This window comes from Goodfellowiella coeruleoviolacea (genome assembly GCF_024171785.1).
Taxonomy (GTDB): Bacteria; Actinomycetota; Actinomycetes; order Mycobacteriales; family Pseudonocardiaceae; genus Goodfellowiella; species Goodfellowiella coeruleoviolacea.
Map to the genome: position 1 here is coordinate 511,956 of NZ_JAMTCK010000001.1, position 11,720 is coordinate 523,675.

Sequence of the window (11,720 nt, forward strand, 5' to 3'; positions counted from 1 at the left end):
CACCCTGATCGACAGGACAACGGGACGGACGGGGTGGCCGGGCGGAACACGAGGGCACAGGAGTTGGGTGCGTTCCTGCGGTCGCGGCGGACACTGCTCACGCCGGACGGGGTGGGGCTGCCGCGCGAGGGCGTGCGCCGCACTCCCGGGCTGCGCCGGGAGGAGATCGCTCGACTGGCCGGTGTCAGCACGGGCTACTACGTCCGGTTGGAGCAGGGCCGCGCGCCGCACCCGTCCGCCAGCGTGCTGGGCGCGCTGGCCAGGGCGTTGCAGCTGTCCCACGAGGAGCGCGAGCACCTGTTCGCCCTGGCCGACCAGCTCAGCCCGGAGCCCGAGCCGACGGTGCTCGCCGAGAGCGCCCGCCGCATGCTCGCCCTGCTCGTCCCGCCGACCGCCGGCTACGTGATCGACGGGCGCAGCGACGTGCTGGCCTGGAACGACGTGGCGGCCGCCCTGTTCGGGCACCTCGTCGCAGGCCCTATCCGCCCCAACAACGTGCGGTACGTGTTCACCGACCCCGCGGCCAGGCAACTGTTCGTCGACTGGGCGGACATCGCGGCGGACTCCGTGGCCCACCTGCGCGCGGCCACCGGGCACCGCCCCGACGACGCCGAACTGGCCGGGCTGGTCACCGAACTCGACGCGGCCAGCCCGGAGTTCCGCCGGTTGTGGCGGACCCGGGAGTTGCGCCACAAGAGCGACGGACGCAAGGAACTGCACCACCCGCTGGTCGGCCGGATAACCCTGGACTACGTGGTGTTGGCCGTGCCGACGAGCCCGGGCCAGCGGCTGGTCGCCTACAGCGCCGTCCCCGGCTCCGACTCCTACACCGCCCTGGTCCACCTGGCGCGGACCCCCCCACCACACCGACCGCGGCCGGGACTGACACACCGGGATCAGCGCGCTTGGCCCGGGCGGCGGTCCCGCCACCCGCGATTGGTTTTGCCCGCCGGACATCGGCGAGAGGTATTGCGCCACGCCGACCACTGTTCCTGGCGGCTATCCACACGGCATATGCAGGATAAAGAAAGGTTGGACAGCACCGCGGTGAGCGTGTACGAGTAGAAAACGCGAAAACAGTTTTTCGGAAAGCTCACAGGGCTCTGAACCGGGGGGATCAGACGGTGAGTCTCAACGATGTGATCAATCAGCTCAGGCGTTCGCTGGAACTGTGCGGGGAATGCGAGGAGTACCTCCTCCTGATTCAAGATCGAACCGACGAATCCCACGAGCTGATCGCACAGGCTCTCGCCGGGTCCGCCAAGTCCGACGTGCAACAGCTCCTCAGCCGGCTGGCCGATCTGCGCGAGCGGGCGGGCGAACTGCTGGTCACGCTGCGACAGGGCGAGCAGCACACCCGGAAGTACCTGGAGCACCTGGGCGACATCCTCGCCTCGTTCCAGGGGCCGCGCCCGGCACCGGCGGCGGCCGCGGCCAGCACGCCGGGCCAGCCGGGCGGATCGGGTGAACCCGCTGCTCACCCCGTGCCGCAACGCCCTCGACCGGACGAGATACGCCTCACCGAGAGCCGCCGCGCCCATATTCTCGACGGGGACGGCAACGGAGTGAGCGGTGGCCACCGCTTCGGCACCGGCATTCCCGGCAAGACCGAGTTCCCCAGGGGGTGGACGGAGGACAGGATCGCGCGCGCGGTTGTCGACGTGGCCAGGTACCCCGATCAGCCGCCCCACCACCAGGCGAACGGCCGATGGCTGTTACGGGGGACCCGGGACGGCGTGGCGATCGCTGTCGTCGTCGCACCGGACGGAGAGATCATCACCGCCTATCCGATCAGCGGACCGGGTGTCATTCGCAACCCTCGGAGGTGACCAGTGGACTACGACCAGTTCTCGGCGTCAGCGACCGCCCTGCTCGACCGACTCGCCGATCGGGTGCCCGCGGCGAACGCGGAGGTCCTCCGGGAGTTCGCCCAGGTTGGCGAATGGGGTGAACTGATCGACGAACTCACCGCGGTGCTGGTCGCCCACCACATCACCCTGACCCGTGCCGAGCACACGACCCTGCGCGATCTCGCGGACCACGCCGAACTTCCCACGGCAGCGTTGGACGAACTACCCGTGATCGAGGACCCGCCCGAATCCGACGCCTGAACGGCGGTCCGCCAAGGCCGGTAGCGTGATCACGGATGTGCGGTTGATCATCGGACTCGCCTGGGGTGTGGCAATGGGACTGTCGGTGTTCGTTCAGAACCAGATTCACGATGAGGTCCATCAGTTGCACGATGACCTCGACGAGAGCTTCATGCGGCTTTGCGAAGCAGGTCCCCGGGCGAGCGTCCGTAGAGGAATCGTGCGCCATGGCGACACGGTTCTGAACCCGTTCCAGTTGACCATCCTCATCGAGGAGATCACCGCGCTGCCCCCGGACGCGGTCAACGGCACCATCACCCGCATCCTCGACGCCGCTGAGCATGCCATTCGATTGCGGGGCTACTTGTTCTTCTCCGGCGACTGACTTGTCGGCACCGACGGCAACGGGCCGGGTGGTTCGCGCACCCGCACCGGTGGCGGGGCGGTCACGGTTCGACCACCCCGCCATTGCCCCGCGGGTTCGCCGGACCCGACCGGATCAGGTCCAGACCAGGCGTTCCTCGGGGCGCGGGTCGTCAACGCGTTCCCAGGTGTCGGCGATGCGCATGGTCGGCCGGTGCACGGTGTCGTAGCCGGGCCAGCCGGGATCACCGGTGGTGGCGAAGTCCACCCAGGTCCGCTGCATCCGCTCGGCCAGTTCGGCCGGTGGCTCGTCCGGGCCGAGCAGGGCGTGCGGGCCGAGCAGGGCCGGGATGTCCGTGGTGTTGAACACGAACGGCAGATCCGCGCTGTGCGGTGTGCCCAGGGTGCCGTCGAACGCGCCGGACCGCCAGGCGAACTCGTACAGGTGGGTGCCCGAGCCGGGGTGCGCGGCGTGGGCCTCGGCCAGTGCGCGGGTGCCGGCGCCGAACAGGCCGTCGGTCATGATCGCGGCGTGCAGCTGGCCGACCGAGGCAGCCGGACGCCGCGCCCGGTAGGTGCGCACCAGCCGCTCCGGGTCGCGGTGGGCGCGCGCGGCCATGGCGGTCAGGTCGCTGTCGGTGATCTGGTCGAGCGTGCCGGTGGGCACCAGGTACAGGTTCGCCTCGTCGCTGTTGACGCCCAGCAGCAGGTCCACGTCGGCGCCGTGTCCGGCGGCGACCTGGTGGGCCGGCTGGCCCGGTAGCGTGTCGGTGCCCGCGACCAGGCCGAACGAGGTCAGCTTCAGCAGCGGGTCGGTTTCCCCGGTGGCGGTGACGTCCAGGCCCGCGACGGCCGGCAGGGCGGCGATGATCCGCTCGTCGGGCAGGTCGGCGAACCCGGCCAGGTCGGGGCTGACGCCCAGCTGGTCGGCCAGTGCCCGGGTGACCAGGGCGGCCTGGGCGGTGCTGAACGCGCCGAGCCCGCTGCCGCTCTGGCTGATCGCGCGGCGGAACAGGCCGGTCGGGGCGGTCGCCACGGCCGCGCCCACGATGGTGGCGCCCGCGGACTGGCCGAACAGGGTGATGTTGTCCGGGTCGCCGCCGAAGCCGGCGATGTTGTCGCGCACCCAGGTCAGGGCGGCGAGCACGTCGAGCAGGCCGCGGTTGGCCGGCGCGTCGGGGAGGTGCAGCCAGCCGGCGGCGTTCAGGCGGTAGTTGAGGGTCACCAGCACGACGCCGCGGCGCGCGAAGCCGGTCCCGTCGGCGACGGCCGCCCGCGCGGAGCCGGCGACGAACCCGCCGCCGTGCACGAACACCAGCACCGGCAGGCCGGCGGCGCTCGGGTCCGGGGTCCACACGTTCACGCCGAGGTAGTCCGGCCCGGGGAACCAGCCGGGCCCCAGGATCGGGCGCATGTCCAGGTCGCCGAAGCCGCCGCGCACCGGCGCGGGCGCGGTGGGGCCGGGGCTGGTGGCGTCGCGGACACCGGACCAGGACGGCGCGGGGGTGGGGGCGGCGAAGCGGCCGGCGCCGGCCGGGGTGGCCGCGTAGGGGATGTTCCAGAAGACGGTGGTGCCGTCGGAGCGCTGGGCACCGCGGACCCTGCCCGAGGTGGTCGGGACGAGTGGTGCAGACATGGTGATCGCTTTCGGTGGTGGTCAGACGCGGGCGAACGGCGCCCATTCCTTGAGGGCGAACCTGTCGCCGTTCCGGCGGAGTTCGGCGGCGCCGGAACCGCCCAGGTGCGCGGGCACGACCAGGGCGTTGTTGTCGGCGGCCCAGCCCAGCACGGCCCGCCGGCTGGCCCTGGCCTGTGCCGCGTCCTCGCAGAAGCAGCTGTTCATGTCCGGCTCGACCAGCTGGATCGGGGTGTGCACCAGGTCGCCGACGAACACCACCCGGTCCGAACCGGACTCCAGCCGCAGCACGGACGACCCGGGGGTGTGCCCGGCCGCCAGGTCCAGCCGCAGGTTGCGGTCGATCACGTGCGACTCGTCCCAGAGTTCGACCAGGCCGGCCTGGTGCACCGGGGTGACGCTGTCGGCGAAGATGTTGCGGTGGGTCTCCGGGTTCCTGGACCGGTGCACGTTGTCCGGGCCGAAGAACGCGAAGTCGCGGGCGGGCAGCAGATAGGTGGCGTTGGGGAAGGTGGGCACCCAGTCCCCGCCGTCGAGCCGGGTGTTCCAGCCCACGTGGTCGGCGTGCACGTGGGTGTTGATGACCAGGTCGACGTCCTCCGGGCGCACCCCGGCGCCGGCCAGGTTGTCCAGGAAGTCCGTGTCGAGCTGGTGGAAGATCGGCATCTGCGGCCGGTTCTTGTGGTTGCCGACCCCGGTGTCCACCAGGATCGTCCTGCCCTCGCTGCGCAGCACCCAGACCTGCAGGGCGGAGCGGACCTGGTTGGACTCGGGCAGCCAGAAGTCCGGGACCAGCCAGGACGCGTGGTCCGCCCAGTCCTGCTGGGTGCTGTCCGGAACGAAGTCGGTCGGCGGCATGATCGGCCGGACCGTCTCGATGACCCGGGTGACGCTGACGTCCCCGAACGTGATGGTGTCCACGGTTTGTCTCCCCTCAGATGCGGACGATCAGTGGGTGGCCGAGGCGGTGGCCACCGTGCTGGCCAGCGCCACCAGGGTCGCCTCGATGCTGGCCACGGTGCGGGCGCGCAACGCGAGCAGGTCGGCGCGGGTCGAGCCGAAGACCGGGAGCAGGGCCAACAGCTCCCACGACTCCTCGACCACGGTGCCGGCGCCCTCGGGCCGGAAGGCGTAGCGCCAGGACACCACCGACGTGCCGGCGGAGTCGACCTGCCAGGCGAAGGCCACACCGGGGGTGGCCTCGGTGACCTGGGAGCGGGTCCGCCACTCGTGGCCGTCGTGGGTGTTGTGCCCGGTGAACCAGGCACCCACCCGCGGCCCGTGGCCCTCGTCGTAGTGGGCGGCCAGCACGGCCGGGCTCAGCGCCGACATGGCGCGGACGTCGCTGATCAGCCCGTAGACCCGGTTCGGATCGGCGGCGACCCACGTCTGCCGGCGGATCCGCAGGTCAGCCAGGTTGACCGCGGTCGCGGGGTCGGTCATCGACATGCCTGTTCTCTCCCGTTGGCTCGGGGTGTGCCTCGATGGGGAAATCTTTCGGCCCCGCCCGGGCGTTGAGGTATCCGTCAGCTGACTGCACTTGCGTTGTGCCTGGTCAAGGCCTGGTGGCCGGGCGAACGCGGACACGACCGGGAGGCAACGGTGACGCGAGGGCGGACCAGCTCACTCCACCCGGACCCCGACGCGGAGCGGCCGGTCGGCCGGGACGCCGAGATCGAGCGGGTGCGGGCGGTCGTCGAGTCCGGTGGCGTGCTGATGGTGACCGGGGAGGCGGGCGCCGGCAAGACCACGCTGCTGGACCAGGCCGTCCGGCACGCCGAGCACCAGGGGCGGCGGGTGCTGGCGGTCGCCGGCAGCGAGAGCGAGACCAACCTCGCGTTCGCCGGCCTGCACCAGCTGCTGGCCCCGGTGGTCGCCGAGGTCAGCACGCTGCCCGAGCGGCAGCGCACCGCGCTGCTGGCCGCGCTGGGGCTGGGCGCCGAGGCGCCGGCGCCGGACTCCACGCTGGTGAGCCTGGCCGTGCTGACCGCGCTGGCCGAACTCGCCGCCGCCCGGCCCACGCTCGTGGTGGTCGACGACGCGCAGTGGATCGACCACGGGTCCCGCGAGGCGCTGGCCTTCGCGGCCCGCCGGCTGGCCGGGACCGGCCTGGCCCTGCTCGTCGGGGTCCGCGCGGATGCCCCACTGCCCGGATTCGACCACCAGCACCCGACCCTGTCGCTGGGGCCGCTGGACGCGTGGGCCGCCAACCAGCTGCTGGACCGGCAGCCGCACCCGCCCACCGGCCGGCAGCGGCTGCACGTGCTCAACCAGGCGGGTGGAAACCCGTTGGCGCTGACCGAACTGGCCCGCGCCGCCGGTGATGACCAGCACCTGCTGCCGCTGTCCGACCGGCTGGAGCGGATCTTCGCGGCGCGGCTGCCCGAACTGCCGGCGCGAACCCGGCGGCTGCTGCTGTTGGCCGCGGCCGAGCCCGCGTCCTGCCTGCACGACGTCGATCCCGAGGCGTGGTGCCCGGCCGAGGACGCCGGGCTGGTCCGGTTCAGCAACGGGCGGGTGCGGTTCCGCCACCCGCTGATCCGGTCGGCGGTCTACCACGCCGCGTCCTTCGACCAGCGGCGCGAAGCCCACCTGCGGCTGGCCAACGCCCTCGCGGAACCGGACCGGCGCGCCTGGCACCTGGCCGCGGCCACCGCGCACCAGGACGAGTCGGTGGCCGCCGCGCTGGAGGCGACCGCCGACCGGGCGCGGCGCCGGGCCGGGTACTGCGCGGCGGCCACCGCGCTGGAGCGCGCCGCCGAACTCAGCCCGTCGCCCGAGGACCGGGCCAGGCGGCTGGTGCTCGCCGCGCACAACACCATCCTGTTCGGACAGTCACAGTGGACACACGAGCTGGTGGCCAGGGCCACCGCGTTGACCGAGGACCCGGCGGTGCGCACGGCCGCGGCACTGCGCGCCGGGCAGGCGTACACAGTGGACCACCACTACGCCGCCGCGTTCTCCGTGCTGTTCCAGGAGGTTGAGCGGGTGGCGGGCAGCGACCCGGCAGCCGCGCTCACCATGCTCGCCACCGCCGCGGTGGCCGCCTACTACTCCGGTGACCGGGCCGGCCGGGACGAGATCCGCCGCCTGCTCGCCGTGGTCGACCCCGAGGGCCGGCCCGGGGTTGAGCGCGCGTGGTCCCTGGCGGTCACCGACCCGTTCGGGTACCGGGCCGGTCTGCTGCGGGAGCTGCCGCGCCTGGCCGAGGCCGCCGGCGGCCGGCCGGGCGCGCTGATCAGCGTCGCCACCGTGGCGTGGCTGCTCGACGAGGCAGGGCTGGCGCTGCGGCTGTTCGACGACGGCCTCAGCCGCTGGCGGCTGCGGGGTGCGGCGCCGGAGGGGCTGGCCTGCGCCGCCTGGACGGCGTACTTCGAGCAGGGCAGGTGGGAGCTGGCCGGCGACATGGCGGTCCAGTCGCTGGCCAGGGCGAGCACCGCGAACCTGACCGCGGTGGCCGCCGGCGCACTGGGGATGCACGCCTCGGTGCTGGCCGTGCGGGGCGACACGGCGACCGCGCGGGACCTGGCGACGCAGGCGCTGACCGCGATCGATCCGCTGGAGACCACGTCGGTGGGGGTGCGGGCGCGGTGGGCGCTGGGGATGGCGGCCACCGCCGACGGTGACCACGACACCGCGTTCGAGCAGTTCCGCATGCTGTTCACCGCGCAGGGCGAGCCACTGCACTACCACGCGTGCTACCCGGCACTGGCCGACCTCGCCTCGGCGGCGGCCCGCACCGGCCGGCAGCGCGAGGCCGCCGCCGTCCTCACCGCGGCCGAGCGGACACTGGCCGGTGCCCGATCGGACCGCCTCACCGCGCTGCTGCACCGGGCCAGGGCGCTGCTGGCCACCGACCACGACGACGCCGAACACCACTACCGCGCGGCACTGGCCGTGCCACTGGGCGAGCACTGGCCGTTCGAGCGGGCCCAACTGCTGCTGGACCACGCCGAGTGGCTGCGGCGGCGGCGCCGCATCGCCGAGGCCCGCCCGCGGCTCACCGCCGCGCTGGAGATCTTCCGCCGGCTGGGGGCACGGCCCTGGGCCGACCGCGCCCAGCGCGAACTGCGCGCCGCCGGCGTGGAGATCCTCCGCCCGGTGCGCGACCCGCTCACCGAACTGACCGCCCAGCAGCAGCAGATCATCCGGCTGGCCGCGCGCGGCCTGACCAACCGGGAGATCGGCGAGCGGATGTTCCTGTCGCCGCGCACCGTCAGCTCACACCTCTACCGGTCGTTTCCCAAGCTGGGCGTCACCTCCCGGGCGCAGCTGCGCGACCTGCTCGACACCGTCCACAGTGGATAGCCCTGACCCGCCGCGCCCTCGGCGCTGACGCCGCCGCGCACGGCGTCCACCGCGCGGCGGCACCAGAAAGCGCCATCTGGCGGCCAGTTCCCGGCCATGTCCGGCCCCTAGAGTCACGGATCACCGAATCCGCGCTCGGGGAAGGACACCAGCATGAACCGTCTGCTCGCTCGGATGGTCGCCACCGCCGGAGCCGCCCTGCTGTTACTGGGCCTGCCGGCGACGGCGCAGGCCCGCACCGCCACCGGCACCACCGCGGTGGGCGTGCACAACGCCTACGACCAGGCGACGGCCGCCTACCTGGCCGACGTGCTGGACGCCGGCGCCGGCATGGTCGAGATCGACGTGTGGTCCAACTTCCTCTTCTCCGGTGACTTCCAGGTGGGGCACAACCCGGGCAACGCCAACAACTGCGCGAAGGCCACCAGCTACGACCAGCTGCGCACCGGCAGCCGCAACCAGAACCTGGCCACCTGTCTGCGCAACATCCGGCTCTGGCACGACCACAACCCCGACCACCCGCTGGTCGTGCTGAAGGTGGAGGTCAAGAACGGCTTCGACGAGACCAACGGCCACGGCCCCGACGAGTTCGACCGGTTGCTGGCCAGCACGATCGGTGCCTCGGCGATCTTCGGCCCGGCCCAACTGCTCGGCGGGCACACCACGCTCGACGCGGCCGTGCGGGCCGGCGGCTGGCCCAGCCGGTCCGCGCTGGCCGGCAGGTTCCTGGTGCTGGTCGAGCGGGGCACCTTCGAGGCGGGCAACCCCTTCGACCACTACGACACCGACCTGGAGTACGCCGACCGGCTGATCACCGCGCACGCGGCCGGCGCGCTGGCCGACGCGCTGGCCTTCCCGGCGATCAACGGCGCCTCCGCCGGCGATCCCCGCACCGGCGACCGGGGCGGGGATCGGGCCGGCTGGTTCGTGGCCTTCGACGGTGCCGCCAGCGCCTACGCCGCCTACCCCGGCGGCGAGTACCTGGACGGCCGGTACCTGGTGGTGATGACCGACGCGCACGCCGTGGCCCCGGCCATCGACAACCGCGCGCCCTCGGTGGCCGACGCGCAGGCCAGGGTGCGGCTGCTGGCCGCCAAGGGCGCCACCATCGTCTCCAGCGACTGGACCACCCCGGACATCGTGCGCTACACCGTCACCCACTGACCCGCGCCGGCACAGCCGCCCCACGTCGGCGGTGCGCCGAACGACCAGGGCCAGGACGAGACCGACCCCTGGCCGAAGCGCGTCACCGCCGACGACGGTGGGCGACGACGACGTCCCCGCCATGCCGACGGGTCAGCCGGCACTGTGGATGAGCCCCTGTTGGAGGCGGAGCTTGGCGGTGAAACGGATCAGCACGTCCTCGACCCGCTCCCGGTAGTGCTCGCGGATGACCCGGCGCACCACCGGGTCCTTGAACAGGACGAGGCATGCGTGGCAACGGTGCGCGTAGCGGCCTTCCCAGCGGATCTCCGGTGCGGTGCTGGCGGCCCAGGCGAGGATCCGCTCCGGACCGTCGACGTGCAGCCACATCTTCATGAAGTCACCCGCATCGGCGGCGAGAACCGGGTCCAGCGAGTCGCCGTCCCAGTCGGCGTTGAGTTCGGGTATCTGCTCGCGGGTCAGCCCGCAGCACGAGCCGATCCTGTTGTCCGGGGTGAGGACCAGCGTCTTCAGCACGTTGCGGCAACCGCCGCGCAGGTGCAGGGTGCGGCGGCTGAGCAGGAGGTCGTCCCGCTGGTCGATCACCGCCTCGTGATCCATCGGCATCCACGGGGATTCGAGCAGGTGGAACCGGGCTGCGGGGTCGTCGATGAGTTCCCGGACCCGCGGGTCCTGGGCCAGTGTCTCGCCGGTGACCCGCCGTTCCTTCTGCACCTCGACGACGATGACAGTCTCCAGGCCCAGTTCGACGCCGAGACAGGCCGCGTTGACCACGGCGTCCTGGCTCACCCAGCGCTGGTGGTGGTCGCCGGTGCTGATGTTGAGTTCGGTGAGCCCGGAGGCGACCAGCCCGGCCAGCCTGGCCCGGCCGTGCGGTGTCCGCTTGGCCCAGTAGCCGTTGGTGACGCAGCGGGTGAACAGTCCCAGGCTCGTGGCGTGCTCGATGGCGGCGTTGAGGTCCGAGCGCAGCAGGAAGCACTCCCCGCCGGAGAACACGACCTGCTTGCAGTTCGGATAGCGCGCGCCCGCGGTGATGAAGGCGAGGATCTGGTCGAGGTCCAGGCGCTGCGTGAGGTAGGGGTTGCTGCCGAAGCAGCAGTTCTCGCACATCGCCGTGCACTTGTAGGTGCCCAGGATGGTCAGCACTTCCGGCTCCAGCCGCAGGCTCACCGCCGGCGCCGGCCGGTGCACGCGTTGGTCGCCGGCGGTCATGGCCGCTCGAAGGTGTACGCGTGCTGCAGCAGTTCACCCGCGAGCCGGGTCAGCGCGCCCACCGTGGCCGTCGTGCGGATCGCCTCCGGGTCGCGCCGGAACGCGGCGTCGAGGGCCGCCTGGTTCGCCGCCAGGGCGGAGCTGATGTCCTCCTTCGCCAGCACGGTGGCGGGCACCGCTATCTCGACCGGCAGCACCACGGTGAGCAACGCCGCGGCCTCCGCGATCGGACCGCCCAGGGGTTTTCCGATGCCGTGCTGGGCGTCCCACTCCTCCAGCACCGGCATGTCGCGGACGGCGCGGCGCTCGGCGACGGCCCAGGCCATCCGCTCGACGTAGTCGTCGATCTCCTGCTCGCCGTACCGGTTCTGCAGCAGTCCCCGGTTGTTCAGGTCGTGCAGGCACAGCTCAAGCATTCGCCGCACGAACCGCGGGTCTCCCAGGCAGTGGTTGAGCGCGGCCTCGTCCAGGCTCTCCGCGTGGCGGATCTCGCCCTGCCGCAGTCCTTCGGCCTGGGTGTTGTCCGCATCGGCCGGGGGCTGGAACGACTGGAAGTGATCGGCGACGAAGGAGACGAGTTCAGCGTTCGTCAGGGTCGCGTAGAACACGCGGTTGACCCGGTCGTGCACCTCTCGCGAGGTGCGGGGGTGCAGACCGAGCCGGGTGAGCACACCGCTCGGATCGCGAATGAATTCCTCGGCCGTGGCCGGGTCGGCGATGATCTGGGACATGACCCGGTCGACCCGGGACAGGTCGGCGTGCGCGTCGAGCGACAGGCGGTCGCCTGGTTCCGTCATCGGTTTCGCCTCTCTGCCTTGGCCTCTCGCGGTGGCGCTGGGCACGGAGGCGGGAGGCAGTCGCGCGGCGACCACCACCTCGGCCGGCTTGGTCCGGATCCGATCCGGACCGTTGTCGCCTGCCGGTCATGGCGTCAACCTGGTTCGCCC

General features: G+C 72.4%; 11 protein-coding genes. 6 read left to right on the forward strand and 5 right to left on the reverse strand.

Annotated features, from left to right (window positions below):
- The first annotated feature begins 63 nt into the window (after positions 1-63).
- The 4 genes from LX83_RS02020 to LX83_RS02035 are packed head-to-tail and all read left to right on the forward strand — an operon-like array spanning position 64 to position 2,475.
- The gene (locus LX83_RS02020; RefSeq protein ID WP_253766298.1) at positions 64-1,065 is read left to right on the forward strand and encodes a helix-turn-helix transcriptional regulator; all 1,002 of its coding nucleotides are present in this window, start codon (positions 64-66) and stop codon (positions 1,063-1,065) included.
- 59 nt (positions 1,066-1,124) lie between these two features.
- On the forward strand, positions 1,125-1,829 hold the full coding sequence (locus LX83_RS38285) for an EndoU domain-containing protein (protein WP_253766300.1): 705 nt from the start codon (positions 1,125-1,127) through the stop codon (positions 1,827-1,829).
- Between the two features lie 3 nt (positions 1,830-1,832).
- Positions 1,833-2,111: a hypothetical protein gene (locus LX83_RS02030; protein ID WP_253766302.1), complete on the forward strand. Its 279-nt coding sequence runs from the start codon at positions 1,833-1,835 to the stop codon at positions 2,109-2,111.
- A gap of 25 nt (positions 2,112-2,136) precedes the next feature.
- Positions 2,137-2,475, forward strand: coding sequence for a hypothetical protein (locus tag LX83_RS02035; RefSeq protein ID WP_253766304.1), 339 nt, complete (start codon positions 2,137-2,139; stop codon positions 2,473-2,475).
- Between the two features lie 114 nt (positions 2,476-2,589).
- Here LX83_RS02035 and LX83_RS02040 read toward each other — a convergent pair whose 3' ends face one another.
- Genes LX83_RS02040 through LX83_RS02050 form a run of 3 tightly spaced genes read right to left on the reverse strand, consistent with a single transcriptional unit; the run spans position 2,590 to position 5,538 of the window.
- Positions 2,590-4,089, reverse strand: coding sequence for a carboxylesterase/lipase family protein (locus LX83_RS02040; RefSeq protein ID WP_253766306.1), 1,500 nt, complete (start codon positions 4,087-4,089; stop codon positions 2,590-2,592).
- Positions 4,090-4,110: 21 nt separating this feature from the next.
- Positions 4,111-5,010, reverse strand: coding sequence for an MBL fold metallo-hydrolase (locus LX83_RS02045; RefSeq protein WP_253766308.1), 900 nt, complete (start codon positions 5,008-5,010; stop codon positions 4,111-4,113).
- Between the two features lie 27 nt (positions 5,011-5,037).
- Complete coding sequence (locus tag LX83_RS02050; RefSeq protein WP_253766310.1) at positions 5,038-5,538, reverse strand: SRPBCC family protein; 501 nt, start codon at positions 5,536-5,538, stop codon at positions 5,038-5,040.
- 153 nt (positions 5,539-5,691) lie between these two features.
- On the opposite strand from LX83_RS02050, the gene LX83_RS02055 reads away from it, so the two are divergent.
- Both LX83_RS02055 and LX83_RS02060 read left to right on the forward strand, forming a co-directional pair.
- Positions 5,692-8,397 (forward strand): helix-turn-helix transcriptional regulator, encoded by a 2,706-nt coding sequence (locus LX83_RS02055; RefSeq protein ID WP_253766312.1) that lies wholly within the window; start codon positions 5,692-5,694, stop codon positions 8,395-8,397.
- Positions 8,398-8,550: 153 nt separating this feature from the next.
- Positions 8,551-9,561 carry a Ca2+-dependent phosphoinositide-specific phospholipase C gene (locus LX83_RS02060; RefSeq protein WP_253766314.1) on the forward strand — a complete coding sequence of 337 codons (1,011 nt, stop codon included), beginning with the start codon at positions 8,551-8,553 and terminating at the stop codon, positions 9,559-9,561.
- Positions 9,562-9,693: 132 nt separating this feature from the next.
- Here the strand turns inward: LX83_RS02060 and LX83_RS02065 are convergent, their stop codons facing one another.
- The gene (locus LX83_RS02065) at positions 9,694-10,773 is read right to left on the reverse strand and encodes a radical SAM protein (protein WP_253766316.1); all 1,080 of its coding nucleotides are present in this window, start codon (positions 10,771-10,773) and stop codon (positions 9,694-9,696) included.
- Positions 10,770-11,570 (reverse strand): hypothetical protein, encoded by an 801-nt coding sequence (locus tag LX83_RS02070; RefSeq protein ID WP_253766318.1) that lies wholly within the window; start codon positions 11,568-11,570, stop codon positions 10,770-10,772. The genes LX83_RS02065 and LX83_RS02070 overlap by 4 nt, the downstream gene beginning before the upstream one ends.
- Between the last annotated feature and the right edge of the window lie 150 nt (positions 11,571-11,720).

Bases quoted from the DNA above. Each gene is read 5' to 3' on its own strand.
- LX83_RS02040 (WP_253766306.1), bottom strand. From the start codon at position 4,089: ATGTCTGCACCACTCGTCCCGACCACCTCGGGCAGGGTCCGCGGTGCC.
- LX83_RS02050 (WP_253766310.1), bottom strand. From the start codon at position 5,538: ATGTCGATGACCGACCCCGCGACCGCGGTCAACCTGGCTGACCTGCGG.
- LX83_RS02060 (WP_253766314.1), top strand. From the start codon at position 8,551: ATGAACCGTCTGCTCGCTCGGATGGTCGCCACCGCCGGAGCCGCCCTG.
- LX83_RS02065 (WP_253766316.1), bottom strand. From the start codon at position 10,773: ATGACCGCCGGCGACCAACGCGTGCACCGGCCGGCGCCGGCGGTGAGC.
- LX83_RS02070 (WP_253766318.1), bottom strand. From the start codon at position 11,570: ATGACGGAACCAGGCGACCGCCTGTCGCTCGACGCGCACGCCGACCTG.